Annotated in this window: 24 protein-coding genes and 1 pseudogene; 20 read left to right on the top strand and 5 right to left on the bottom strand. The window is 48.4% G+C overall.

Going from position 1 to position 26,705, the window contains the following annotated elements:
• Window positions 1-8: 8 nt before the first annotated feature.
• Window positions 9-1,472, bottom strand: a complete 1,464-nt coding sequence (locus tag ACI1P2_RS01600) for an L-fucose/L-arabinose isomerase family protein (protein ID WP_355316203.1) — start codon at window positions 1,470-1,472, stop codon at window positions 9-11.
• 327 nt (window positions 1,473-1,799) lie between these two features.
• On the opposite strand from ACI1P2_RS01600, the gene ACI1P2_RS01595 reads away from it, so the two are divergent.
• The 16 genes and pseudogenes from ACI1P2_RS01595 (at window position 1,800) to ACI1P2_RS01520 (ending at window position 20,987) form a co-directional block, all read left to right on the top strand.
• Window positions 1,800-3,749, top strand: coding sequence for a BglG family transcription antiterminator (locus ACI1P2_RS01595; protein ID WP_355316201.1), 1,950 nt, complete (start codon window positions 1,800-1,802; stop codon window positions 3,747-3,749).
• Window positions 3,750-3,848: 99 nt separating this feature from the next.
• On the top strand, window positions 3,849-4,205 hold the full coding sequence (locus tag ACI1P2_RS01590) for a PTS lactose/cellobiose transporter subunit IIA (RefSeq protein ID WP_355316199.1): 357 nt from the start codon (window positions 3,849-3,851) through the stop codon (window positions 4,203-4,205).
• A complete protein-coding gene (locus ACI1P2_RS01585; protein ID WP_355316197.1) occupies window positions 4,205-4,504 on the top strand; it encodes a PTS sugar transporter subunit IIB in 300 nt (99 codons plus the stop codon). Before ACI1P2_RS01590 ends, ACI1P2_RS01585 begins: the two co-directional genes overlap by 1 nt.
• 77 nt (window positions 4,505-4,581) lie before the next feature.
• A complete protein-coding gene (locus tag ACI1P2_RS01580; protein ID WP_355316195.1) occupies window positions 4,582-5,886 on the top strand; it encodes a PTS sugar transporter subunit IIC in 1,305 nt (434 codons plus the stop codon).
• A 66-nt stretch (window positions 5,887-5,952) separates the two neighbouring features.
• Window positions 5,953-7,233: an apiosidase-like domain-containing protein gene (locus tag ACI1P2_RS01575; protein ID WP_355316193.1), complete on the top strand. Its 1,281-nt coding sequence runs from the start codon at window positions 5,953-5,955 to the stop codon at window positions 7,231-7,233.
• Between the two features lie 307 nt (window positions 7,234-7,540).
• On the top strand, window positions 7,541-8,608 hold the full coding sequence (locus ACI1P2_RS01570; protein WP_355316192.1) for a LacI family DNA-binding transcriptional regulator: 1,068 nt from the start codon (window positions 7,541-7,543) through the stop codon (window positions 8,606-8,608).
• A 60-nt stretch (window positions 8,609-8,668) separates the two neighbouring features.
• Window positions 8,669-10,501 carry a cache domain-containing sensor histidine kinase gene (locus ACI1P2_RS01565; protein ID WP_355316190.1) on the top strand — a complete coding sequence of 611 codons (1,833 nt, stop codon included), beginning with the start codon at window positions 8,669-8,671 and terminating at the stop codon, window positions 10,499-10,501.
• Window positions 10,479-11,657 carry a response regulator transcription factor gene (locus tag ACI1P2_RS01560; RefSeq protein ID WP_355316189.1) on the top strand — a complete coding sequence of 393 codons (1,179 nt, stop codon included), beginning with the start codon at window positions 10,479-10,481 and terminating at the stop codon, window positions 11,655-11,657. Before ACI1P2_RS01565 ends, ACI1P2_RS01560 begins: the two co-directional genes overlap by 23 nt.
• Window positions 11,658-11,879: 222 nt before the next feature.
• Window positions 11,880-13,382 carry a DUF5605 domain-containing protein gene (locus ACI1P2_RS01555; protein ID WP_355316310.1) on the top strand — a complete coding sequence of 501 codons (1,503 nt, stop codon included), beginning with the start codon at window positions 11,880-11,882 and terminating at the stop codon, window positions 13,380-13,382.
• A 13-nt stretch (window positions 13,383-13,395) separates the two neighbouring features.
• A complete protein-coding gene (locus ACI1P2_RS01550) occupies window positions 13,396-14,679 on the top strand; it encodes an ABC transporter substrate-binding protein (RefSeq protein ID WP_355316188.1) in 1,284 nt (427 codons plus the stop codon).
• Between the two features lie 10 nt (window positions 14,680-14,689).
• Window positions 14,690-15,565, top strand: coding sequence for a carbohydrate ABC transporter permease (locus ACI1P2_RS01545; RefSeq protein WP_355316186.1), 876 nt, complete (start codon window positions 14,690-14,692; stop codon window positions 15,563-15,565).
• 24 nt (window positions 15,566-15,589) lie between these two features.
• Window positions 15,590-16,426: a carbohydrate ABC transporter permease gene (locus ACI1P2_RS01540; RefSeq protein ID WP_355316184.1), complete on the top strand. Its 837-nt coding sequence runs from the start codon at window positions 15,590-15,592 to the stop codon at window positions 16,424-16,426.
• Window positions 16,427-17,068: 642 nt separating this feature from the next.
• Window positions 17,069-17,336: pseudogene (locus ACI1P2_RS01535) on the top strand (PAAR-like protein); the annotation flags it as partial.
• Window positions 17,333-20,194: a contractile injection system protein, VgrG/Pvc8 family gene (locus ACI1P2_RS01530; RefSeq protein ID WP_355316182.1), complete on the top strand. Its 2,862-nt coding sequence runs from the start codon at window positions 17,333-17,335 to the stop codon at window positions 20,192-20,194. The pseudogene ACI1P2_RS01535 and the gene ACI1P2_RS01530, both read left to right, overlap by 4 nt.
• Before the next feature lies 1 nt (window position 20,195).
• Window positions 20,196-20,627 carry a hypothetical protein gene (locus ACI1P2_RS01525; protein WP_355316180.1) on the top strand — a complete coding sequence of 144 codons (432 nt, stop codon included), beginning with the start codon at window positions 20,196-20,198 and terminating at the stop codon, window positions 20,625-20,627.
• 207 nt (window positions 20,628-20,834) lie between these two features.
• On the top strand, window positions 20,835-20,987 hold the full coding sequence (locus ACI1P2_RS01520; protein ID WP_355316178.1) for a hypothetical protein: 153 nt from the start codon (window positions 20,835-20,837) through the stop codon (window positions 20,985-20,987).
• Between the two features lie 413 nt (window positions 20,988-21,400).
• Here ACI1P2_RS01520 and ACI1P2_RS01515 read toward each other — a convergent pair whose 3' ends face one another.
• Window positions 21,401-21,637 carry a helix-turn-helix domain-containing protein gene (locus ACI1P2_RS01515; RefSeq protein ID WP_355316176.1) on the bottom strand — a complete coding sequence of 79 codons (237 nt, stop codon included), beginning with the start codon at window positions 21,635-21,637 and terminating at the stop codon, window positions 21,401-21,403.
• 184 nt (window positions 21,638-21,821) lie between these two features.
• Between ACI1P2_RS01515 and ACI1P2_RS01510 the strand changes: the two genes are divergently transcribed.
• Window positions 21,822-22,472, top strand: coding sequence for a hypothetical protein (locus ACI1P2_RS01510; protein WP_355316174.1), 651 nt, complete (start codon window positions 21,822-21,824; stop codon window positions 22,470-22,472).
• A 323-nt stretch (window positions 22,473-22,795) separates the two neighbouring features.
• Here the strand turns inward: ACI1P2_RS01510 and ACI1P2_RS01505 are convergent, their stop codons facing one another.
• Window positions 22,796-23,059, bottom strand: coding sequence for a hypothetical protein (locus ACI1P2_RS01505; RefSeq protein ID WP_355316172.1), 264 nt, complete (start codon window positions 23,057-23,059; stop codon window positions 22,796-22,798).
• A 317-nt stretch (window positions 23,060-23,376) separates the two neighbouring features.
• On the opposite strand from ACI1P2_RS01505, the gene ACI1P2_RS01500 reads away from it, so the two are divergent.
• The 3 genes from ACI1P2_RS01500 (at window position 23,377) to ACI1P2_RS01490 (ending at window position 25,482) form a co-directional block, all read left to right on the top strand.
• Window positions 23,377-23,592: a hypothetical protein gene (locus tag ACI1P2_RS01500; RefSeq protein WP_355316170.1), complete on the top strand. Its 216-nt coding sequence runs from the start codon at window positions 23,377-23,379 to the stop codon at window positions 23,590-23,592.
• A 118-nt stretch (window positions 23,593-23,710) separates the two neighbouring features.
• Entirely contained in the window at window positions 23,711-23,953 is a 243-nt protein-coding gene (locus ACI1P2_RS01495; protein ID WP_355316168.1) for an HPr family phosphocarrier protein, read from the top strand.
• Between the two features lie 155 nt (window positions 23,954-24,108).
• Window positions 24,109-25,482, top strand: a complete 1,374-nt coding sequence (locus ACI1P2_RS01490) for an MATE family efflux transporter (protein WP_355316166.1) — start codon at window positions 24,109-24,111, stop codon at window positions 25,480-25,482.
• Between the two features lie 302 nt (window positions 25,483-25,784).
• Here the strand turns inward: ACI1P2_RS01490 and ACI1P2_RS01485 are convergent, their stop codons facing one another.
• Together ACI1P2_RS01485 and ACI1P2_RS01480 are read right to left on the bottom strand one after the other, a co-directional pair.
• A complete protein-coding gene (locus ACI1P2_RS01485) occupies window positions 25,785-26,141 on the bottom strand; it encodes a type II toxin-antitoxin system RelE/ParE family toxin (protein ID WP_355316165.1) in 357 nt (118 codons plus the stop codon).
• A 2-nt stretch (window positions 26,142-26,143) separates the two neighbouring features.
• Window positions 26,144-26,311, bottom strand: coding sequence for a hypothetical protein (locus tag ACI1P2_RS01480; RefSeq protein ID WP_355316164.1), 168 nt, complete (start codon window positions 26,309-26,311; stop codon window positions 26,144-26,146).
• Window positions 26,312-26,705: the final 394 nt, after the last annotated feature.

The raw sequence follows: 26,705 nt of genomic DNA, 5'->3' as shown, positions 1-26,705 counted from the left end.
AGGATATGTTAGATGGAGCGTTCAGCAGCTTTTTTGCCAGTCAGGTCAGAGCCTCGCAACCAGCGCTGGATTTCCTGTTCCGTCGGGTCGACAGGGTCGGGAGTCAGCCCCGGAATATAATTGCAGGCTTCATAAAGAGCAGGAATAACGTTGGCATGAATGCCTACGGAATGGTGAACGTAAGGGCCTTTGACAAGCTTCTCTTCCCAAAGCGGCCAGTCATTGACTTCAACCCACACGTAGGAGCCACGGGTATATGGGCCTTCGATTCCCTTTGCGCGTCCAAGGAACATGGAGTATTCGCCATGGTCGCCGTCAAAACGGGCAATGGTCATACCGCCGCCTTTGATTTGGCCTTCATGCGTTCCCGGTGAATGGTCATCAAACAGGAAGTGCTTGCGCAGCTTCGGTTTTTGCTCGACGGAAAGAGAGACCGGAAAGTTCCCGCAGTGGAAGAGGAGCTCGCCATTTTCGTTTTCAGGATGGCGCACCGTAATATCTGCGAAAAAGGTCGGTGCTTCGTTCATGGCCGCAGCCTGCACCATGATGGATGTAATGGCGCCGTGAATGTCCGTTTCGCAGGTAACAGGGATCTGTTCATCGGTCAGAATTGCATTGGCAAGACAAGGCATGATGGACATGGCGTCCTGCAAGGAGGACCAGCATTGAATGGCGATGGCGGTACTGCCGGTTTCGCGGGCAAAGGACTTCATGGCCACCTTTAATGCGGCAATTCTTCTTACATCGTCTTCCGTAACTTCGCTGTAATCCAGCTTTTCTTTAATGTAGTCGATCGTTTCGAGCAGCTCGGGGCTGTTGCCGGAAGCGATCTTCTTGGATCTGAGCTGAATATCCACAAGAGTGATCGGATGAATCTCGATTCCGAATCTTTCGAGCAGTTCGCCTTCGTTGCAGATCATCGTCCAGAAAGAGGCGGGACGGGGACCAATCTGCAGAATGCGCAGGCTTTTAAATTGGCGTACAACGTTGGCCGCTGCGACAAAATTGGTAAAGCCTCTTTCAAACACCGCATCCTCGACCCGGCTGTTCGTCACATAAGTGAAAGGAACATTGAACCGGCGCAGCACCTTGCCCGTCGCGAACAGTCCGCACTGCGTGTCGCGCAGGCGCATGCCGTCTGCAAGCGGAGCTTCATCGCGCGGTCCCCACAGCAGCACAGGCTTGCCGAGCGCCTTGCCCACACGGGCCACAGTATCCTCCGTGCCAAAGTTGCAGTGCGGGAAAAAGACGGCGTCCACTTCTTCATCTTTGAAGCGTTTAATAATCAAGTCTGCATTGATGTGATCATCATAGAGCAGCCCTTCCTGGTTGAGGCCTTCCAGATCGACGATGTCGATGTCCATGCCAAAGCTTTCAATTTGCTGGCGGATGGCGACTTTGTACTTGAAAGCATCTTCGGCGCTGAATGTAAAACGGCGTGTCGGAGCATAACCCAATTTCAATTTTTTCATAAATCATGTCTCCTCTTGGATGAATAAAGTGAGATGACTAAACATGAAATGATTTGGTTTAGTTATTTTAACTAAACAAATGACTAGTTTATTATTTACGACGTCATCGTAACATCGATATAAAGCGGTGTCAATAACAAGTTTAGCTGATAAATCACGAAATTAACTAAATATAAACTAAATTAAATTTATTAATTTTTATAAACATTGCATTGGTATTAAGCGCGATGTAAACTTCATATATCCCATGACAAGGGATGGGAAACTAACTGATTTTCTAAAATAAAGTAATGCAACCAAAATCCAAGGGTTCAGAAGGTGGTCAGCATGAATACCCGTATGATTTCAATTCTGCAGCATTTGCTTGCTGCGGATGCGCCCGTCAAGAGTGAGCATCTGGCTAAATTAATACAGGTTACTTCACGGACCGTCCGCAATGATATCAGGGAGCTGGACGAATTTCTGGCCGGACGGGGAGCAACGATTGAGCCTGTAAGGTCCAGAGGATACGAATTGAAAATTCATGATGATCGTGCGTTCAAGGAGCTGCTGCAGCAGCTGTTTTCGTACCACGAGCCTGATGATCCGGGCTTGCCGGAATACCGCCAGCTTTATTTGATCAGACGGCTGCTGCTGGCAGGCGGTTATTTGAAGCTTGAAGATTTGGCGGATGAATTGTATGTCAGCAGGTCTACGGTGCAAAACGATTTTCGGGAGGTCAAAAAAACGCTGCAAGCTTACGGGGTACGTATCGATGCGCGTCCGAATTACGGCGTCCGTCTGGAAGGGAGCGAGGTACGGCTTCGTTTTTGCATGTCCGAATTTGTTGTCAACCGTTCAGGGGGCGGGCCCGGCAGTCGTGAGAGCGGGTTTGCATCCATCGTTACCCCGCAAGAAATGACTGTGATCCAGAGCATTATTTTGGAGCAGACGCAAAAGTTCAATGTTGTGTTATCCGATATCGCTTTCAGCAATTTGGTTACTCATATCGCCATCGCCTGCAGGCGCATCAGGGAAGGAAACCAGTTATGCAGTTTTTCGGATGAATTGCAGCATTTTCGCGGGATGGAAGAATACGAGGTTTCCCGGCGGATTGTGAGGCTTATTGAAAAAGAGCTCAAGCTTCCTTTTCCGGAAGCAGAGATTGCTTATATTGCCATGCATCTGGGCGGCACCAGGTGGTTTAACGAAATTTCCGCAGTCGGCAAGGAAGAAGCGGATGCGGCGAAGCTTATTGACCGGGAAATATATAAGCTGGGAAAAGAGATTATTGAAGAAATTGAGAAAGACTTGAAGCTTAATATAAAAGAGGATCAAGAGCTGTTGATAGGAATTTGTCTGCATCTGAAGCCTGCCCTCAATCGTCTCAAATACGGGATGAGTATCCGCAATCCGCTGCTGGATCAGGTGAAGGCCAATTATCCGCTGGCTTTTCAGGCGGGAGTCATTGCTGCCAAACTCATTGAGAGCAAAATGAACATGAGCATCCCCGAAGCCGAGATGGGGTATTTGGCGATTCACATCGGGGCAGCGATGGAGAGATCCCCCAGCATACAGCGGCCTAAACGCTGTCTGGTGGTTTGCACCTCGGGTGTAGGGAGCGCCCGCCTTCTCTATTACAAGCTGAAAAGCAAATTCGGTTCACAGCTGGAGATCGCCGGTACGACCGAGTACTACAAGCTTAAGCAGCTTTCTCTGGAAAATATCGATTTTCTGGTAAGCACGATCCCGATCAAAGAGCCGCTGCCTGTTCCCGTTGTGGTCGTTGAAACGCTTCTCGGCGGCGGTGATCTGCACAAGATCAGGAATCTGCTGACAGAAGAAGGGGATGTTACCCTCCGTTATGTGATGGAGGAGCTTGTGTTTTTAAAACAGAGCTTCAAATCCCGCGAAGAGGTCATTTCCTTTCTTGGCGCCAAAATTCATGATTTGGGACTGGTCCAATCGGCCGGGGGATTTGTGGGATTGGTACTGGAAAGGGAGCAAGCCGCCCCGACTTCATACGGGAATCTGGTTGCCATCCCGCATCCCATTACTCCGCAGAGCAGCCGTACCGTGTGGGCGATTTGCACGCTTGCCCAGCCTATCGACTGGGCGGGAAAGCCGGTGCAATTCGTTTGTCTGCTCAGCATCAGCAGAAACGGCACCGACTCTCCCACGGAGATGTATGATCAGTTAATCAGGATCGCGGACAGCCCGGATATGATCCGGCAGCTGCTGGAATGCGAGAATTTCAGCGATTTTTCCCGCATTATTGTAAGGCACAAGCTTCATTGATAGAAGGCATTTCCGCTTGCAGCGGAAAAGGAATGAATATATACCTTCGCATGGATGCGGTACACTGAGTCCGTAAATCGAAACAAACGAGGTGGCAGCATGGATGAATATCAGGAAATCATAATGGGCCTTATAACAAACTCTGGCTTCGCGAAAAGCAAGGCCATGGAAGCGATCGGCCATGCGCAAAAGGGACATGCGGAACAGGCTGCAGCTTGTTTGGAGGAAAGCAAAAACGAACTTGTGAAAGCGCATAAGCTGCAGACTCGTCTTATTCAACAGGAGGCGGGCGGATTGGAGCACAAGGTGACGCTTTTGATGGTTCACGCCCAGGATCATTTGATGTCGGCCATTACAATCAAGGACTTGGCGGCACATATGATAGAGCTTTACAGCAGAATCGGCCAATACGAACACCAAGACCAACAGACTGTCAATATCGGGGAGGAATCATGATGAAGCGAATTACACTGGTGTGTGCAGCGGGAATGTCTACGAGCATGCTGGTTCAGAAAATGCAAAAGGCCGCTCAAAAAGACAGCATGGATGTGGAAATCAGAGCGATGTCGGAAAGCAATTTTCCTGAATACGCCGACAAAACCGACATTCTGCTGATCGGTCCGCAGGTAGGATATCTGGAGGACGAATTCAGAGAAAAGTATGAGCCAAAAGGAATCAAGGTCAGTGTAATCAATATTACTGATTATGGCATGATGAACGGTGAAAAAGTGCTATCCGATGCCTTAAAGCTGTAAAGGCTGCTTAGGAGGAAAAATGGAAGCGCTATCTAAAATTTGGTTTTTATCTAACTCTGAATTAGGAGTTGACTGTGATGGCTGAATCGAAAAATATCACTAAAAAATTGCAGAAGTTTGCGGGGAAAATTCAGAAAAACCGTTATATGAGCGCGATTTCCAACGGTTTGATGTCCACGCTGCCTTTCCTGATCATCGGCGCGTTTTCGACGCTGTTCTCTGCGCTTGCCTGGGAGCCCTATCAAAATCTGATTGCTCCCATTAAAAGCATTATCGGTCTCGGGTCCACGATGACAACCGGCATTATCTCGCTTTATGCCGTCTTTTTCATCGCCTACAGACTGGCGCAATCATTTGACAAAGACCCGCTGATTCCGGCCGCAACGGCCCTGCTGTCATTTCTTGTACTGACGCCTGTCGAAACCTTCGATACGGTCCGGGCGATTCCGTTTCAATGGCTGGGTGCGCAAGGGCTGTTTGTGGCCATGTTCGTCGGGCTTCTTGCGGCAAGAATGTATATCTGGGTGGTTGACCGCAACTGGACCATTAAAATGCCGGATGGTGTGCCCCCAACTGTTGTTAAAACATTCATGGGGCTGATCCCCGCCGTACTGGTTGTTGTCGTGTTTGTGATCATTGCCGGTGTATTTATGCAGACCTCTTACGTCACAGTTCACCAATTGATTTACAGCTACCTGCAGGTGCCGCTGGAAGGATTGGGAGGCTCGCTTGGAGCGCTGATTATCGCATTGATCGTCATGCAGCTGCTCTGGATGTTCGGCATTCATGGAGCCATCGTGACCCTGGCTATCATGAAGCCGATCTGGATGAGCCTTGACCTTGCCAATCTTAATGCTTTCGAGGCCGGAAGCCCGCTTCCGAATATCATTGGTGTGGCCTTCTGGTCAATCTTCGCCAACTATGCGCCAATGCTTGCCTTCGCCCTGCTGCTGACTTTCCTGGCCAAGAGCAAGCAGCTTCGCACGATTGGCAAACTGGGCCTTCCGGGAACGTTTTTCTCCATTCATGAGCCAATGATATTCGGTATCCCGGTTGTCATGAATCCGATTCTGGCGGTTCCGTTTATCCTTGCCCCAGTCGTGTGCTGTATTATCGGCTATTTCGCAACGACCCTCGGACTTTTGCCTGCGCCTATCGGGATTTACCCTCCTTTTGGCACACCGATCTTCGCATTGGGTATCATTGAAGGCAGCTGGCGGCTTGCCTTTGCGCAGCTGCTGCTGATCCCGGTGTGTATGCTGATCTACTACCCGTTCTTCAGAGCACTTGACAGACAGGCGCTTGTTAAAGAGCGTGAGGCGGAGGAAGAAGCCCGGCATGAAGGCGGGACGGATACAGAGGCAAGCATGGTGACTTCGTAAAACGAGTAAATTAGCGGAAAACGGCGGGAGCAACCTGCCGTTTTTCTTTAGAAGGGTGGCTAACAGATGATTAAACTGGATATATCGGATAATAAGCGGTATTTCGTCCATGAGGGGAAACCTTTTTTCTATTTGGCGGATACGGTCTGGAGCGCATTTACGAATATCACGCTTGAAGAGTGGGCTTATTATTTGGATTACCGCAGAAGCCAGGGGTTCAATGTCTTGCAGATCAATTTGCTGCAGCAGTGGGATGCGAGCGGCAGTGATCTCGATATCAAGCCGTTTGCGGTCAACCAGGACGGCAGCTTCGACTTTCATGCCCTGAACGAGACTTATTTCGCCAGAGCGGAGCAGATGGTGCAAATGGCGGTGGATCGAGGGTTCGTGCCTGCTCTGGTGCTGCTTTGGTGCAATTATATTCCCGACACTTGGGCGGGACGGCTGCGTGAGGAGAAAAAAATGCCGCTTGAGGCGGTGGAGCCGTATGTGCGGTATGCTGCAGGCATCTTTTCCAAATTTCATCCGATTTATGTGATCAGCGGGGATACGGATTTCCCTTCCGAGCGGGCAAATGAGTATTATCGGACCGCGCTCAGTATTGTGAAGGAGATCAGCCCGGAGTGCCTCACTACCTTGCATATCCAGGGGCGGCTGGTTGAACTGCCTGAAGCTTTCATCCATCATCCGGATTTGGACTTCTATATGTACCAGTCCGGCCATAATTCCGAATTTCAGCATATGTCCTATGAGATGGCGCTTGATTTTTATAATAAACCCGTGACCAGGCCGGTGCTGAACGCGGAGCCGTGCTACGAGATGATGGGATTCAGCCGCAGGGTGTATGGACGGTATACCCGTTCTGATGTCCGCAAAGCGGTCTGGCAGAGTCTGCTATCTGGTGCGGGGGCGGGAATTACCTATGGGGCGCACGGAATATGGAGCTGGCATAAGAAAGGGAAGCGCTTCGGGGTGATGGGTGAAGGCTTCGACGCTCCTTACGACTGGGCGACGGCCTTAAAGTTCGAGGGAGCCTGGGATTATGGCTTTGCCAAATGGCTGTTTGAAATGTATGATCTGACCGGTCTGCAGCCATGGGATATTGTTGTAAATAATACCCGTGAGATTCGTGCAGCCGCGACCCCGGGGTACGAAAAAGCGGCCATATATGTTCCTGTGAACACGGTGTTAAAATTAAATGCAGATCTCACGGATTACGAAATTACTATTTTCGACCTGGAAAACAGACGTATTGCCAAGACCCCGGTATCGACGCAGGATAACATGACGGTCATGGATATGCATCCTTTTGAAGGAGATGTCCTGCTCATTGCAGTCCATAAATAGGCTACTTCATCAAAGGTTTTCAAATCCACAGCTAATTGCTGTATAGTACCACCGCTGGGATATGCGGTGGTTTTTCTCCTGCATTAACATCACATGGCTGCAAAAATGAACTAAACAGCACATTACATTTATACTTTTCAAACCCTGATAGTTTAATGATGAGCACAATATTAAGGAGGTATGGCATGTTTTTTAGTAGAATGAACTAAAAAACACTAAAATAACGATCTAAACATTGCAACTTGACGGCAAACAGTATAAACTTCTCTTAACTGTCCGTAACTTTGTAGGAATGGAGAATTTTCATATGAAAATGGAAGATATAGCTAGAATGGCTAACGTATCCAAGTCAGCCGTCTCTCTTGCCTTTAGCGGAAAACCGGGGATTTCAGCAGACACGCGCGAGCGTATTCTGCAAATTGCCCAGGAAGCAGGGTATATTCCCAAGAGCAGAGCATCGGCCAATGCAGCGGCCAGAAGCGATAAATCATTGCTTTTCCTGGTATGTACGAACTCCGGCATCGTACTCGACAAGTATTACCAGCAGCCTTTTTTCAAGGAGCTGATTCAATTTATTGAAGAAAGATGCAGACAAAGAGGGTATGTGCTTATTTTTTCAACGGTGGACATGGAATCCTTCTATAAAGAAATCCAGACGGTTGCCGAAGAAAAGCGCAGCGATGGTGTCATCGTGCTCGGCACCAATTTGACGCGTGAGCAAATCAGATTTATTCATGACAGCCTGCCCAATCTTCTGGTGCTGGACACTTGCTACGACACGCTGCCTGTGCAATTCGTCGAAATTAATAATGTGATGGGTGCCTATCAGGCGGGCTCCTATCTTTGCGATATCGGGCATACCTCCATCGGATACATGGCGTCTGATATCCGTATTCATAATTTTGAGGAGCGCAGACGAGGATTTATGGAGGCCTTGGCGGAACGGGGAATTACCGTTGCGGATGCGGATGTGATTTCTGTATCACCGACGATTCTGACTTCCCAGGAAAGTTTGAAAAAGCAGCTTAGCGCCTATCTTGACAGCGGTCGCCCACTGCCTACGGCCTGGTTCTGCGAATGTGACTATATCGCCATCAGCGCGATGAAAACGATGGCGGAGCTGGGGATCCGGGTGCCGCAGGACACCTCGGTCATCGGTTTCGATAATATATCCGAATCGGTCATTGTGACGCCCGAGCTAACAACCATTCACGTGGAAAAAGAAAGAATGGCCATGCTGGCGGTGGATCAGCTGATTGAATTTATAGAAAGTGGTGCGCAGGTCAAAGCCAAGTTTTCCGTCGACACACGTTTTGTGGAACGTAATTCCTGCTCCGCGCCCGCTTTGGCGATGCAGGCGGCAGACAATAAGTGATTTGTACGAACCGGCAAGTTTAAGACTTCTAAGGCATCTAAGACTTCAAGGGGTGAGGAAATGCGTAAATGGTCCAACATCCGGTTTCAGACCAAGCTCTTTGTCGTGTTCATTCTATTGAGCAGCATTCCGGCGCTGCTGATCGGGACGATGGCCTACCGTAAATCCTCCATGATGCTGCAGGCCAGAAACGAGCAGGATCTGAATGTGATCCTGGCCCAGCTCAATACATCCATTGAACGCCAGGTCAGGGATTTTGACCGGTTTACGATGATCCCGTATTATCTGCCTGACATTTTCAGCTTTTTAAATAAGCCTTATTTGGCCAAGGAGCAGTGGGGAACCGCGGAAATCCAGGCGCAGAGAACGATGGCCCGGCTCATGGGCGCCTATCCTTCCATAAACTCCTCGATCAAGGGGCTAATGATCTATGGTATGAACGGAACCGTCAACGGCTACCGAATCAGCGGGAACACGGTCATTAATCCCAAGGAAAAGGTGACGGATGAGGATTGGTACCGACAATCGCTTGCAGACCGGGGCGGTTTTGCTATTACGGGTGTGCGGGAGATCAGGCAGTTTAAAGACGGGACCTTCCCCGCCCTGATCGGCTCCCGGCTGCTGATGGACGAGAACTATCAACCGCTGGCTGTTATGGCCATCTTCATCAGTCCCGATTTTATCCCCAAATTTGTAGAGACGCTGGAGCTTCCAACCGTTAAGGTGACGGTCCTTGATCAGAACCGGAATATGATTTATGCATCCGATCCCGCCCTTGCGGCCAGACTGCTGTCCATCGGTGCCGGCGAGCAGCAGGGCAGCTGGGAGGTGGCCGCGTCTGCCACTCAGGGGCAGGAGGGCTACAGCGGCGTATTTCTTGAAAGCGGTTACTTGAAATGGAAGGTGTATCTGGGAGTCAATCGTGAGGAACTGCTGGCAGGCAGCCGTTCCATCAGCTATTTTACTTTCCTGGTGGCGGCGGTGGCGGTGATTTGTTCTGCCGCTATTTCCTGGCTGCTGGCCAGAAAGCTGTCAAGGCCGATCAACCGCTTGATCCGCTCCATGCGTCAGGTTGAGCAGGGCAATTTCAAAGCTCCCGCCCCCGTTGGCGAAGACAACGAAATGCGGCGCCTGGAAAGCAGCTATCACAGGATGGTCAGCCGTCTTGACAAGCTGGTGCAGTCCATTGAGGAGAAGGAACGGCAGAAGCGCAACGCCGAGCTCTACGCATTGCGGGCACGCATACAGCCCCATTTTCTGTATAACACGCTGAATTCCATTCGCATGCTGGCCATACTGCAGCAATCGTCCCATATTGCCAAATTGCTGCAAGCGTTAGCCAGGCTGCTGCAGGCGAATATGAAGCTGGACAGCGAACTGGTGACGCTGGATGAGGAGATCCGGCTGCTGCAGGATTATTCTGCTTTGATGGATTTGAGATACACCAGTGTTTTTACGGTGGATTGGGATACTCCACAGGAATGTTTACATGTGCCCATTCCGCCCATGCTGCTGCAGCCGCTGCTGGAAAACGCGATCTTTCATGGAGCCAAAGGGCTGGACAGAACCCTGCGCATTTCCGTCACAGCAAGACCGGATCTGGGGAGCGGAACGCTCGCCATTGAAATTGCGGATGACGGCACAGGCTTTGCCGGTAAAGAGCTTCCGCTGCGGGAAGAGAACGGGGAGCAGGAGGACGGGGCTGGAGAGGGGAGCACAGACCATATCGGATTGCGCAATGTGCATGAGCGAATTCTGCTCAGGTTTGGCGAGCCGTACGGACTGTCATTAGAGCGGAGTGAGGGTCTCACGAAAGCTATTGTTAACATACCGCTGAAATCGGCAGCATCAGAGACAAGGGGGAGCAGAGATGTGGAATCTGTTGGTCGTTGATGATGAGTCCATTGTGAGAATGGGACTGCGTTACATGCTGGATTGGGAAAGTCTCGGGATCTGCTGGAAGGCCGAGGCGGCTGACGGGGAAGAAGCACTGCGGATTGTGGAACAAGAGAGCATTCACTTTGTCATGACCGACATCCGCATGCCCGGTATGGACGGGATTGAGCTGGCGCAAAAAATCAGGCACAGGAAGCCGGAGGTCCAAATTATTTTCCTCAGCAGCTATGACACTTTTTCTTATGTAAGGGAAGCCCTTCGGCTGGGAGCTGCCGATTATCTGCATAAACCGACCATGGATGAAGACGAAATTGCGGACACGATGCAAAAGGTCATCTCCCGCCTTAAACTGACCTCACATGAGCCGCCGCAGCGTACGGAAGAAGAAAAAAACGGGCTCTGCTTATCGCTGCTGGATCCTTTTACGTTTCCGGCGGAGCCTTTGCAGCTTCTGCCCGAGCTGGCGGACGAACCCTATAAAGAAGGTTATGAATTAGCCATTATCCGTAAAAGATGCGACGCGTTTCAGGAGAATGAAGATGCGGAGCAGCTGCGCTTTCTTTCCATTTTGCACCTCGTGGGCAAGCTGGCGGCAAAGGACTGGGGAGGTTTGGTTTTTCACAGAAACTTTCGTGAAATCATTTGGATTGCGCCTGTCCGTCCCCATACCGGGAATGGCGATATGCCAAGTTATCTGAAGGGCATGCGGCAGAAGGTGCTTGAGCTGTTGAACGTGCGGCTGATCTTTGCTTGCGGTCCTTCCCCCTGCAGGGATATTACCAGCCTGCCTGACGCTTACATGTCCGCACTTTTGCGTTTTCCCCGCAACGAACAGAGCGACAGCTTTATTGTGCGCAGGGCCAAGGAATATGTGGACCGGCATTTGCTGGAGGATGTTACGCTGGCCAAGGTCGGGGAATCCATCCACGTCAGTCCGGGGTACCTGAGCAGAGTTTTTCTAAAGGAAATCGGTGAAAATTTCAGCGATTACATCATACGCAATAAAATGGAAATCGCCCAAAAAATGCTGCGCGAAACGGGCCGCAAGGTGTACGAGATCGCGGCTGATCTCGGGTACAGCAACCCCTATTACTTCAGCAAGCTGTTTAAGGACCGTACGGGACTCACTCCTCTTGAATACCGCAATCAATAAACAGGAAGGAGCCAGTATACATTATCGGGCTCAAGTCAAAAAAACGTATGATTTTGCAAAAATGATCTATTGCCGGGACCGATAGCATCCGCAGTATCTGCAATCACGTCAAAATCGCATATGAAAAAGCCGATTCGACCGCTACTTTCCCCAAGCCTTAATAATTAGAATAATGGTGCAGGAGCTTGAATGAACAGTAGAGAAAGGGGCGAATCAAGAGTGATGCAGGAACTAGAGAAAGCGCCGGAAAAAGCACCGGAAATTGAACGCTGGGGAAGATTTGAGCTTTCCCTTAACGGCCCGCAGGATGGTAACCCTTTTACGGATGTGTCGTTTGCAGCGTACTTCCGTCAGGGACACCGGATTGTTGAGGCAGATGGATTTTATGACGGGCAAGGCTGTCACCGTGTACGCTTTATGCCGGATACCTTGGGGAAATGGTCTTATGAGACGGTCAGTAATGTTCCTGAGTTAAATCGAGTACAGGGCACGTTTATATGTGTTGAACCTTCAGCAGAAAATCACGGACCCGTTGGCGTGGATCGTGAAGTCCATTTCACTTATGCCGACGGCAAAGCCTTCTTTCCCTTCGGAACGACGAGTTATGTATGGAACCACCAGGATGAAGAGCTGCAGGAGCTTACCCTGCGCAGCCTGGCGGAAGCGGGTGCTTTTAATAAAATACGGATGTGTGTTTTTCCGAAACACTATGATTACAATCTGAACGAACCGGCATTGTACCCGTTTGTGGGCTCTCTGGAAGAAGGGTGGGATTTCACGGCATTCGATCCTGCCTATTGGCAGCACCTTGAACGCCGGATTGAGGATCTGCAGCAGCTTGGCATCGAGGCCGACCTTATTCTTTTTCATCCTTATGACCGGTGGGGATTCGCGGAGATGAGCCCGGATACGGACGATTTTTATCTTCGTTATGCCATTGCCCGTCTCTCGGCGTATCGCAACATCTGGTGGTCGCTGGCCAATGAGTTCGATTTGATGAAGGCCAAAACGATGCGGGATTGGGACCGATTCTTCAAAATCATTCAGGAGCGCGATCCTTACGGTCACCTGCGCTCTATTCATAACTGGCACCATCCGGGCATCCATTATCGCAGCAACCTGCATTGGTATGACCATGGCAAACCCTGGGTTACACATGCGAGCATCCAGCATCATGATCTTTATTTTGTTGAGGAATGGCAGGAGACCTTCCGAAAGCCCATTGTTGTGGATGAATGCCGCTATGAAGGAAATCTGAACCACGGATGGGGCAACATCACGGCGGAACGGATGGTGGAATGCTTCTGGCAAGGCATGCTGAATGGTGGTTATGTCACACATGGGGAAACTTTTCTGCATGAAGACAATATCATCTGGTGGTCACACGGAGGAACCCTGCACGGGGAGAGCCCGTCCAGAATTCAGTTTCTTCGCCAAATCATCGAAGCCGGGCCGCAGCTGGACCGTCTGAAGACGGATTTTCACTGGGATATAGCTGCGGGCGGAGTGGATGGCGAATATTACCTCGCTTATTTTGGCTCAAGCCGTCCGGGATTCCGCATGCTGCCGCTGCCGGAGGGCATCACGTTTACCATTGAACTGATTGATACATGGAACATGACGATGACTCCGCTGCCGGGGACCTATGAAGGAAACTGTCGCGTGGACCTGCCGGGCAAGCCTTATCAGGCACTGCGCATTCAAGCTATCAACCAACAAACATAGGGGGACATACAAGATGAAAAAATGGGTTGCATTGCTGGCTAGTGTTCTGCTTGTGGTGACAAGTGCGGTGGGATGTTCTTCGGATGCGGGGCAGCAGAGCCAGGATAGTTCATCCTCCTCCGGAAGCCCCAAGGTCAGCATTTCCTTCTGGACACTGAATACGGGATGGGCATGGCTGCAGTCGGCGGTTGAAGATTTTGAAAAAGCTAACCCGGATATCGATGTGGAGCTTACCCAGTATGAGGTGGACCCGTTCAAGGAAAACCTCAAGGTGGCTGCAAGCTCGAAGACGCTGCCGGATATGTGGTTTACGTGGGGCGGCACACTGGGCTCCTTTTACCCGGAAAATGGCATGACCATGGATTTGACTCAGGTGGCAAAGGAGCACAAATGGTCGGAAAAATACAATCAAACCGCTATTGATATGTCCACGTATGACGGGAAAATTTCCGGGATTCCGCTGCACTTGAACGTACTGGGCATGTGGTACCCGAAAGAGCTGTATCAAAAACTTAGTTTGCAAGCGCCTTCAACATTTGCCGAATTTGAGTCCCAACTGCAAACGCTCAAGGATAATGGGGTTACCCCGCTGGCCTTCGGCAGTAAAGGCGGTTGGCATACGATGCGCCTGACCGAGCAGCTGCTGGAGCATTTTGCCGGTCCAGAGCTGCATGACAAGCTGAACAATCTGGAGGCATCATGGAACGATCCGGCAGTCGTTAAAACGTTTGAAAAAATTAAAGAATATACGGACAAAGGTTACTTCCCGATGGGTTATTCCTCATTAGATCCAAGCGAAGCAGAAATGCTGTTTTACCAGCAATCGGGGGCAATCATTAACGAAGGAACCTGGTTTGACGGCAACATTACCGAAAATGGCTTTGATCCGGCACAATTTGATGTCTTCAAATTCCCGACAGAACAAACGCCGGCCCGCGCATCCGTGTTCGTTGAAATGCTGCAGCTCAACGGCTCGTCCGACCCTGCGAAGCAGGAAGCGGCTCTCAAGCTTGGCGAGTATTTAACCAGCGTTGAAGTAGTCAATAAATATATTGATGATTATGGTTCACCAGCTACGCTGGGCTTCACCGTCTCCGACAAGACACCACATGTTCAGCCGCTGATTGACAGCGCAAAGGATGGCGGCTTCCTGATCACTGACCAGGCTCTTCCGCAGGAGGTTGTGCAGAAGCTGTTCGAAGCACAGGATAAAGTGGCGCTGAACGAGTGGACCCCGCAGCAGGCTGCTGAAAATATGGAGAACGCCGTATCTGCGTACAAAAGCAAACAGAAATGAGGAGGATGGCATGACAACCAGAATGCTTAAGCCGTGGCTGTTCCTGCTGCCTGCTTTAATCATTTACTTAACGGTTATATTTGTGCCGGCGGTGTATACCTTTTTTCTCAGTTTCTTCAGCTGGAATGGAGTTGCGCCTCATAAAGAGTTTGTAGGGCTGGGCAACTATGCTGAACTGTTCACGCAGGATACCGTATTCATGAGAGCGCTGAAAAACAATCTGTTCTGGATGATCGGTTCGCTGACACTGATCCTGGGGGCAGGCCTGGGGCTTGCGCTGCTGCTGAACAAAAAGCTGAAGGGGCGAATTTTTTTCCGCGGCGTATTCTACTTTCCGTACGTATTGTCAGGCATTGTTGTGGCCACCGGCTGGACCTGGCTCTACAACCCGACGCAGGGATTTGTGAATAAAATGCTGGCTTTGCTCGGACTGGAAAGCTGGCAGCACGCCTGGCTGGCAGAGCCGGATATCGCGCTGTATGCTGTATTCGTTGCAGCCATGTGGCAGGGTATCGGACAGCCCATGGTGCTTTTTTTGGCAGGATTGCAGAGCATCCCACAGGACCCGTATGAAGCAGCGTTGATCGATGGAGCGAAACCGTATCAGTCATTTCTGTATATCACGCTGCCGCTGCTGCGCGAAACGTTTGTGATTGTGATCGCTACAACGCTGATCGCTTCCATGAAAGTGTATGACATCATTTACGGCATGACAGGCGGCGGTCCGGCCGAAAGCACCCAGGTGCTCTCGTCATGGATGTATGCCCAGACCTTCAAGTTTGCAAATATCGGCATGGGTTCGGCCATCGCCTTCATTCTTGTATTGGTTTCCATGACTATCATCATTCCTTATGTGTATTACACAACCAAGAAATCCCATGTATAACGTGCAGAAAGAGAGTGATGCAGCATGGAGGAATTGAGAGTTCATCCGGCAGTAACGGTGCTGCGGTATGTATTGCTGATCGTTTTGGCGGCCATATTTTTGATCCCGGTCCTGTTTATCGCCTTCACAGCGCTGAAATCGAGGGCGGATCTGATGACAAGCCCGTTCTACGCGCTGCCTGAGAAATTTCAGTGGGATAACTTTCTGAAGGCGTGGGACCAGGGCAAAATGAGCATGTATATGAAAAATACGCTGTTCATCTGTCTCGTCAAGGTGCCCTTGGGCATTCTGATCGAAGCGCTCGCGGCGTTTGCCCTGACCAGGCTGAATTTTAAATGGAGCAATTCGATGTTCGCCTTTTTCCTGGTCGGCATGATGATCCCGATGCAGGCTACACTGGTGCCCTTGAATATATTTCTGAACAAAACGCATCTGGTCAGCACATATCCCGGCATCTTTCTTGTGTATGTCGGCTTTGGCATTCCGTTTGGCATTCTGATCCTGCGCGGTTTCTTCCGCACCATTCCGAAGGAACTCGACGAATCCGCCCTGATTGACGGCTGCGGGGATATGGGGAAATTTTTCAGGATTATATTGCCTTTGTCTATGCCTGCCATCGCCACGCTTGTCATCTTTGACTTTATGGCGACCTGGAACGAGTTTTTGCTGGCGCAGATTTTTATCACTAAGGATACGATGAAGACCATTACCACCGGGCTGCTTGCTTTCAAAGGAGAGCACTCGACCGATTATACGCTGCTGAACGCCGGTGTGCTGATCTCCATTATTCCTACATTGTGTGTCTATCTGCTGTTCCAGAAATACTTTGTTTCCGGCCTGGCCGGGTCGGTTAAGGGCTGATCCTAAGGTGTACTGGTCTACTTTAGCAGGACAAAATATCCGTTGCTGTTTAGTCGAAAGGAAGTGTCCCAGAAGATCTGTTGAGCCGGGGCACTTCGCTGGACGGGACACAAATGGCAGGGCAAAACACTGCTTCCTTCCTAAGACAGGGTTCAGGGATCGATGTGAAGGCTACCTGAGCCCATTTGGCAGGATCGGATTTTCTCGATATTGATAAGTCTGGCTGGATCATGCGACAAGCGAGCAGTTTCAAAGTAAGATTAAAACAGACTTGAACCCGGAAAGCTTGTCCTCTGGCAAATTCGCCATGAGGACCTTTTCCTGTATACAGGTCTTTTGCATTTAACCTGCTGTGAGCCATCGGACAAGATTTAATGCGAGAACCGGATGCTCTGATCCGAAGCTTCGTTTTTCTGTAAATTCATAGGGAAAGGGAACTATTAACAATGAAAAACATAGACAAAAAGTATGTATTGTCCGATACTTACTTATAAAAGGGTCTATGTTAAATATATCCTATCAAACTTTTGTTCATTTCTTACTGAAAGGACTACGCCATGAACTACACGGGTGAGTGTATCCTTAGCCTCAAACATCATCTTAACGGTCTTGCAGCACCTAACAATGAAAATACAAGCAATGTGGGGAACTTGCTTCAATCCGCTAAATCCGGCGGTGAAGACCAGCGGGATGGTGGACATCTACGGTGTGAAAAAGGCACCGTGCGTGCCCGTGCTGACCATGCCGTGGCTGAATGGAAAAAGCGATGTCCTGATTGAAGGCCAGCCAGTGTACACAGTAATGTCTGTACTGCGGGCATATCCGGATCGAAAATGACGGGCAGGACTGGATTAACGGCTGCGGCGGGAGTGCCACTAGTCGTGGAGAAAGGAGTCAGGAATTCATTTGAGTGTATCGCACAACGACAACGGGATCGGGTACGAAAGTCTGCGCCTCTATGGTCCCTTTCAGCCTCAGCATATCGAAAAGTTGAAGATTACGAGAGCAATCAACGAGCACGCTTATTTACATATCAGTGGGGTGCTGCCCGAGGAGCAGGGTGCCGCCTGTATCGGTCAAAGCATGGAGGACAAGCCCATTGTTCTGCGCCAACTCGATGAGCAGGGCCAATCGGTAAGAAGGCTCTTTCATGGCCTTGTCACACACATGTCGGTGCAGTGTATACGCGGGGTGTATACCTTCGAGCTGGAGGCCGCTTCGCATTCGTATCAGATGGATATTTTGCTGAAAAAGCGCTCCTTTCAGGATATTGACCGCACCTATGACGACTTGGTCACTGCGCTGGTCCGCAAGTACAGGTACGGTGATTTAATCGATAACGTTACGGACCATGCCAAGTTAGGGGCTTTTGTTTTACAATATCAGGAGACGGATTGGACGTTCCTGAAGCGTCTTGCCTCTCGCTTCGGGTCGGTGCTGGTGCCGGAGGTGACAGCTGCTTCGCCCAAGCTCTTTTTCGGGATGCCGGAAGGGAAACAGTTCAAGCTGGATCGGGAGGTTTCTTACCGGGCACGCAAAACCTTTTATGAACCAAGAGCAGGATCACAGGGAAAACGGGACGGCTCGTATATGATTTACTCCATGGAAAGCTTGCAGTACTTTGCGTTGGGTGACTTTGTTACTTTGCCGATCGGTGATGGCAAGGAGCTTGTTGTCATCCGGGCGATGACCCGGTTGCGGGATGGCCTGCTATACACCGAGTATGATCTGCAAGCGGAGCAGGATATCCGGTATGCCCGTTATGAGAATGAGCAGGTGACGGGGGTTACTTTGACGGGGAAAGTGCTCCAGGTACAGCAGGATGGCGTGCAGGTGAAGCTGGACATTGATCCTGAGCAGGACCCGGCTACCGCCTGCTGGTTTCCAGTAGCGACCCGCTATGTCGCGGAGGGGCACAGCGGCTGGTATGATATGCCGGAGATCGGGGATCAGGTGCAGTTGTACCTGCCAACGGCCCGTGAAGCAGAAGCTTATGTGACCGATTCGCTGCGGCAGCAGCGGTATGCGCAAGGGGAGCCGGGGGTGAAGGCATGGCGGCATGCGGGCGGCAGCGGCATGGAGATGGCGGCAGACAGCCTGACGCTATCCACTCCTGGCGAAATGTCCATTCTGCTGCATGAAAGCAGCGGTATTACCGTCAGCAGCCCGGGTGATATTGAGGTAAAAGGCGGCAGCATCAAACTGGATGCAGGGCAGACCTTGTCGCTCCAGGCCGGGACGGGGCTGTATTTAAAAGGCGGGGCCAGCAGCATGGTGCTCGACGGGGAGACGGATACGAACGCGCCGGTGATTTATCAGGAAGGCACGGTAAAAGCGCCTGTCTATGTGGCAGATCTTCCGCCTGTGCCGGAGCCGCCGCTCATGAGCATCCAAGCGTATGAAGCGGTACAAGCAGCGAAAGCGGAAAGCGCCGCTTCCGCTGCGGCCCGCCCGTCCGTCACTGCCAAAGTGACAACACCTGCCGAGAAGAAGCAAGCTGACTCCCTGCTGGGCACGGTGTCCAAGCTGCTCGGCTCCATCCCAGCGATGGGAGCGGTGGCGGGGGCTGCGATGGCAGCAGGACCTGGGGGGATAGCAGTGGGTGCGGTTCTGATGGCAACCGCGGCTATTCCTGTCCGCAGCACGGGAACCGCCAGCGGGGGTGGTGGTGGCAAGGGGGCAGGAACGCATCCATTAAAGCACCTGGCGGATTTGGCAATGCAGGGGCTAATCAGCCAGTACGAGCATGACCAGGCCAAGCAAGCCTATTACACCAAGTGGATTTTGGGAAAGGTGTTTACGAGTGCCCGTGATGTGACACATTCCCGCGGTCCAATAGATCTGGTTCAAAACCTGCTAACAGAATCAAAAGCGACAATTCATGCGTATCAGCAGGTTCCTCAAAGCGTGCGTGAACGGTGGATTCGACAAGCCGAGGAGCAAGAACTTGCGAGACTTCGAGCTAAGGATATGTCTGATCTTACCTTGGCAGAAGTGCTCAAAGTGAACCCGGAAAGATTGAAGCACATAGATAGAAATGCAGAAGGTTTTTATATCAGCCAGAACTATTATCTTGTATGGGAACGTGGTACTCGGGCGTTTGAAAGACCCGAGGCATATTTAGATGGTAATTACTTCCTCCTTAAAAAACTAGATGAACTACGCGAGCAAGGTAAGGATTTATCTAGACTAACGGTAGCAGAAATGGATCAAATGAGTTTAGAGGCTGCGAGTAAACTGCATAAAGCTAGTTCATTAATGTTACTTGCATCTGACCTTTCGGGCTCAAAAGGAATGAGAACTGGTTCTAGAGGAATGAGTAGTGGATTTTCGTATCGCTATTTTTCTACTGACGGGCAAAATAATCCTAAACCAAGGAACCCTCCGTCACCTAAGGGGACGCCAAAAGCTGTGTTTGAGAATGGTCGGGCGTCAATTGAAACATTTAAGTCAAATCCAAAAGTTTTCAGCGGTAAATCAGCAGAAGAAATTGCAAAGATGTTAGAAGATGCAGGATACGAAGTTACAGTTCAGGCTTCTAAAAAATCAAGATCAGGTGCAAAAATCATTAAAATTCAAAATACTGGAGGGGAGAAAAATATAACACAAGTGCAGGTTTCACCTGGTGGAGGAAGGCACGGGGATAGTCCGTACGTTAAAATAAGCACAAATGATCAGGGGATCATAAAAGTTGTCGATGGTTCTGAAAATGTGTATAAAACAGACGGTGCAGAAACTGCAACTATTATCTTTACCGGGAGGGATTAGAGTGATTGACAACAATTCACCAATTGTACCATGGGTGGGACTTGGAGGAGTTAAACTTTATACTCATATAAGCCATTTCTACGATGTAATTGATAAGATGGATGAAAAATCGTCGTTGTTAGTGAAGTTCTTTGTTAGATATGAAATTAAAGATTCTGTAGATTTGTGGTTCAATTTGATCAATGGGAAGCTCTTTAAGATAACGGCAACGAAAGGTTACAAAGGTTTATTATTTGACAAGATTTATATTGGGATGCATATTGATGAGGTGCTCCAAATAGAGCCAAGTTTTGAATACGATGATTTTGAAGAAGTCTATGTTAGCCCTAAAGGAGTATTTATTGAAACTGATCCCGTTGAACGTACAGTATTGTGGATATCTGTATATGTTAAAGAACTAGAAAGTGATGATTTTGAAAGAGGACATTGGTGATTGTTGCTCTTGGGTTTACATCTTAGTTGTAAGATCGTACAATACAATCAACAAACTAACACTAAACCATTCAAACACTTGATAAACTTTCAAAAAGCTCTTTCCCACTTGAACCATGAGTAGGAATGAGCTTTTTTTGCATGCCCAAAGTCAAAGGAGGATGAAACGAATGGCAAAAGAAGTACAGGCAGTAGTAGGGGGACAGGATTGATTGAACAGGCTCAAGCAGAGTATGAAACGATTAGAGAACAGGTCGCTGAGCATTACCAGCAAGCCAGAGAATTAAGAAACCAAGCAGATAAGTTGACAATCAGAACGAAAAAATATACAGATAATGATAAAAGTCCATCATTTACTTGATCAAGCAGAACGGCTGACCTCGTTAGCAGATCAGCTAGACGATCATGCAAGGATGGAAGCGATTCGGCAGATGAACGATTTAGAGATTGAGGCTTCTGTTTTGAAGGAGATGATTGCCTAAAACGAAAATATGTTGGCTCGACAACAAACAGAGCCTGAAAAAGTGAAATAAGAAGCTTCAGCAATGATATGTCGAGCAAAAAATGCAAAGAAAGTACATTTTAAAGCAAAAGAACGTGGACAAGAGTATTACACTCCTGAACTCGTCCGGAAAATGGAGTATTATAGGTGCTTAGTGACAAATTGACTTCAAGTTAAATCACGTGGGTGAGCGGTATGCTTTAATAGGGGAAGCCATAAAAATGGTTTCCCTACTTTATATTTAAGCATCTAAATTGGGATGGGCTATACTTTTAATCAACACGTTTACGGATTTCAAATAAATCGTTCGGGGTTACATTAAAATAAACACATAGCTTGGTAATTAAGGAAGCAGGTATACGTTTGTTTTCCATATCTTTGTTATGAATTAAATCCATAATAGTTGTTCTTCTGTGATCAATATCTTCAGAAAGCTTTAATGTAGACACATCATGTTTTTCAATTATTTCACCAAGCTTGCAATGTAAAACCCACTCATTATAATCCACCGAAAAAACCTCCAAATATCTTTTAAAGAATGATTGCACACTAAACGTTCAGTGTGATAAGATGAGTTATGTAATTGAACGTTAAACGAACAATGAATTATATCGCTCAAACAAAGGAAAGAGTACTTATTTCCTTAGCTTTGCTATTGCCATTTTAACAATTTCTTAAGGAGGAAGATACCTAATGTCCAAAAAAGCCAATGAGATAGCTATCATTGACATTATACGGATGAATCAAGTTTGGCAGTCAGAAGGGGAAGCCAGCGAAAAGAAATTGCATAATTACCACATAACTGATGCTCTAAATCGAAAATGGCAAACTATTGGCCTGAATGTCTCGGATGCTATTGAAGTGTTCGAGAATGGTAATGATGATAATTGGACTCATATTATTGAGTCGGCACCATATAATCCTGAACTTTCTACCAATGACCTAATCAATATGCTCAATATCTCTTCTGCAGCTTGGCGTATCCGAAACGATATGCAAATTATTCTGAACACGGTTGAGCGACGTAATGCATTCATTAATCGTATCGTGAACGTCAATGCTGAAAACATATTTCTCCTGCTCCATCTTATGAAAGATGAGTATCTTGAGCACGATCAACTTAAAAATGAACAATTTATGAAGTGGTACGCTGTTAACCCTGTTGAAGCTCTGTCTATGTACTTCTTGCAGTCTATTGATATTATCTCATACTGGGAATGGCGTGACGCTGGAGGTATGGCTGAGAGGGCTATAAAATACAAACGTGAAGAACCTTTAATGTCGTTTATTCAAGCTATTGAACGTGCTGAGGATGAATCCAGAGGTGGAGTTTCAGGCTTTTAATGAGTCACTTAAGACAACTATAATTCCTAAAGAAGGTGTCCCGGAAGGTTCATTGAGCTGGGGTACACAATTTTGCTTTTTAGCTTTTATCGGACAGAGACGCACTTATTTTGGCATTTTCCCTCCCGGTTTCCCCAAATTTTTCCGAATTAGACCCATGTGATCCGGCAGCCTGATCAAAAGCGGCTTCTTTTCACAAATAGGGCAGTATTGGTGGAGATCCGACCAGCGATACTCGCTCTTTTAAATCAAAAAGGTTATTTAATTTCGAGGCTGTTTGCTTTCGTTTGAAATACATTTATGGCACAGATCTTCGTATTTTTCTAGTCCAATTTCTTACCCATCACATTCTCAAAAATCTGATCCTTCGGGAAGCTGGCATTCAAATGCTTCCATCCATCCGCTGCGATAAACAACAAGCCAATGACAATTAGGATGTAAGGCCAAAGTGTCCAGCCGATATGCAATTCAACGAATTCATAGCTGCTTCTGGTGGCAATGGCGAGCATGCCGATCAGCAGATATTTGGTACAGAGCAGCAGCACACCCGAAAAGGCAACGAGACAGCCAAATACGAACTTTTTCATGATCAAATAACTCCTTTATTGTCCATTGATGATTTCTGTCAGAGCCCTTGTTATTAGCATTCCTTCCATCATACCGTATTTTTCCTGATTGCTCATCTGCCACCGACGGATAACCGCCGACCGATACAACCGACAGCTAACCGATAGAGCCTACGGATACAGCCTACGGATACAGCCTACCGATACAGCCTACCGATACAGCCAGCAGCTAACCGGTAAAGCCGACAGCCAATAGGTATAGAAATTCGGTATATAAATTTCCGAAAGGGGAACACTAGTTCTCAAAAAGGATACAACAAAAAAGGAGGCAGAAGTAAGTGAACTGGAATATCGAAGCTGTGGCGGCGTTTTTTACGGAGGTCGGTTTTCCGGCTGCTTTGTGCCTGATCCTGTTGAGATATGTACTGCTGACCATTGGCAGCCGATTGGACCGGCTGGATGCTTCGGTCAAACAGTTAACACGGGTTCTGAAGCATGTGGAGCAGGAACAGAAGCAAGGGAAGAGCAGCAGAACAAGAACTCGAAAAATGTAAGGGAAAATACGGCGGAAATGAGCATTGCCCCCGCATCCGGGTAAAGGTATGATAGGGATAGGTTCAAAGCTGCTCCGGTAACGGCGGCTGGCTACAACAGAAAAGGGGTGCGGTGCTCATGATGACACCAATCAGGGTCAAAGATGTAAATGACATCGAGAAGATCAACAAGATTGTATCCAATTATACGTATGACATCTGGATTCACAGTAAGAGCGGCATGGCCGACGCCAAATCGATCCTGGGCATGTATGTCCTTAAGCTGGATGAGCCTTTGACGCTGGTCGTGCCGGACAATGTAAATCCGAAGAAGCTTTTCAAGGAGCTTGAGGAATTCATTCATTTCGAAAATCAAAATTAATGAGCTGTTAGCGGCGGTGCAGTCAGCGCCGCTTTTAATTTGCAGTACGCATCAGATTTGCGCATACATAGCTCAGACCGAAGCAGAAAAACAGCTTTTTATTCTAACAGTTTTTTTGTGAAAACGTTTGCTGTCATCAGGGAGGAATAACAACCGTGCAGAGTACATCCAAGGGTATCAAAAGGATTACCGTATTTTCAATCACATGGCCTATTTTTGTGGAGTCCTTGTTTCATATCATGATGGGGACAGTCGATACCTTTATGCTGAGCCATATTTCCGACAATGTCGTCTCAGCCGTCGGCATATCGCGCCAGCTGATCGAGTTCTGCATTATTATGTTCAACCTGTTGGGCCTGGGTGTCGGCGTTATTATCGCCCAGCTTCTGGGGGGAAAAAAGGAGCTGCAGGCGAGTCAGGTTACCGCGTCGGCGATCACTGTAAACCTGATTGCAGGGCTTGTGATCAGCACTCTCTTTATTGTATTTCATAATGTGCTGCTGTCCTTTTATCATCCGACACCTGAAGTCAGCAGGCATGCCGAAATCTATATGCAGCTGGCTGGCGGATCGCTGTTCCTGGAGGCCGTCATTCTGACGATCGGTCCTGTTGTCCGTGCCCATGGTTACACACGGGATACGATGGTCGTGGGCATTGGTATGAATATCATCCACATCGTGGGCAACGCTCTGCTCATTTACGGCTTCTTTGGGCTCCCTGAGCTAGGTGTGCTGGGGGCGGGCATTTCCACACTGGTCAGCCGCCTGATCGCTTGTGTCTGGATTTTTGCTCTGCTGTATAAAAGGATCGGCGTTCCCATCAAGCTGAAATATTATGTTCAAATGCGGTGGCTGGAGCTTCGCGCCATGCTGACGATCGGCGTGCCTGCTGGGCTGGAGTGGATGTCTTATCATCTCAGCCAAATGATGGTGACCCGAATTGTCACCTCCATGGGGGATATCCCGCTTGCAACCCATATTTATGTGAATTCCATCGTTTATTATTTCATGATTTTTGGATTGGCGATCGGAGACGGGACGGAGATTGTCGTTGCCAGGATGATCGGGGCGCGGGAGCAGGAAAAGGCCTATCACCAGCTGCTGCGCAGCTTAAAATGGGCGTTCATCATTACCATTGGCGTCATTGTGCCGGTGTCCTTTTTTGGTGATCAAGTCATGTCGGTCTTCACGGACAATCCTGTCATTATTGCGACTGGCGCCAGTGTGCTGCTGTTCTGTATCCTCCTGGAGCCGGGAAGGGTGTTTAACCATGTGGTCATCAACTCGTTACGTGCGGCCGGGGATGTGCGCTTTCCGCTCATGATGGCTGGCATTTCCATGTGGGGCATCAAGGTTCCGCTGGCCTATCTGCTGGGCATCTATTTTAATATGGGCTTGATCGGGGTATGGATTGCCCATGCGGTGGACGAGTGGGTGCGGGGGGTGTTCCATTATTTCCGCTGGACAGGACGCAAGTGGCAGGGCAAAACGCTGCTTCCTCCCCAGGACAGGGTTCAGGAATCGATGTGAAGGCTACCTGAGTCGAGGGGAATATTGGAACAACTGGGTTGATACAGCACTACCTTTAATAACTGTAGATTTAAATGCTCTAGCTGCCGAGGAGAAAACTGATCCGGCAATTCTACTGATGGTTTATGTAACTGGCTTGAATAAAAAATTATAGGAATAAAGTAACTTGTAGTATCTTCCCCTCTCAAAGAAACACCACAACAATTTACCTTGGGAGGGGATTTTGTGCTGCGACCTGGAGGGATATAACAAATCACTATATACAGACAAAAAAAGTCACTCGAATGAGTGACTGATTAACTTTATGTACAGTAGGCATTAATTATATCGGTAATCTCTTCTTTCGGAATATCCTCTTTATCCTTCTTAGAGTAGATTGTAAGCAGAAAAATTTCTTGATCATCTCTGATGACATAATAAATTATTCTGTATCCATTCGATTTTCCTACTTTTGAGTCTGAATTTGCAGCCCTAACTTTGTAAGAGCTTTGATTATCTGGCAGCCTCAGGCCAGTTATCTCATCCCCTATAAGATTACCAGATTCAAGCTCAGAGACAATTTCAGAAACATCGTCCTCTATTTTTCTATATTTCTTCTTTTTCTTATAATATTCAATATCCTTGATAAAAACAGGCGTAGGTATGACAGTGAAAAACATAACTAATTTTCCCTCTTTTGCTCCTCAATATAATCCCGCCAAGACTTTTTTGGTATCTTTTTTTCTTTCATTAATTTCATTTCTTTTAAAGACTGCTTTAGGGATTCGGAGGGTGTTTTATCTCTTTCAACTGTGGCATTCATCTTTTTTCCTCCTTTTTTCTTACCCAAATCTATCATCTCCTCATCATTAAGATAGAAGAAATATATGATAGATTACTTAGAAATATTCATAGAATTCTATACTGGTATCAGTATAACACCAATGAATGAACCTGAACAGGATATATTGCCAATATAAGCTGACAAATAGGTTCAAAAACAAGGTGTCGCAAAGTCGTTCTGGTAACAGGTCAAAAACGTCAGAAGGCTACGCTCTACGGACGCTCTGACATTTCTGACGGAGGTGTTGCTGTGGACATCGGACCGTAGCGACATGAATTTGAAGCTTGAGCGTTTACTATGAAACCCGATAGCGTTTTTGAGTCCGAAGAAAGCTACATAAGGTTGATTATGACTTGAAGAGATAGGCCTATGCGCGTGCGCATAGGCCAACTCGATTTTA

The sequence above is a fragment of the Paenibacillus jiangxiensis genome, from assembly GCF_046098255.1.
Taxonomy (GTDB): Bacteria; Bacillota; Bacilli; order Paenibacillales; family Paenibacillaceae; genus Paenibacillus; species Paenibacillus jiagnxiensis.
The sequence above is the reverse complement of the archived record's forward strand: the minus strand, read 5'-3'. Positions and strand labels throughout refer to the sequence as shown.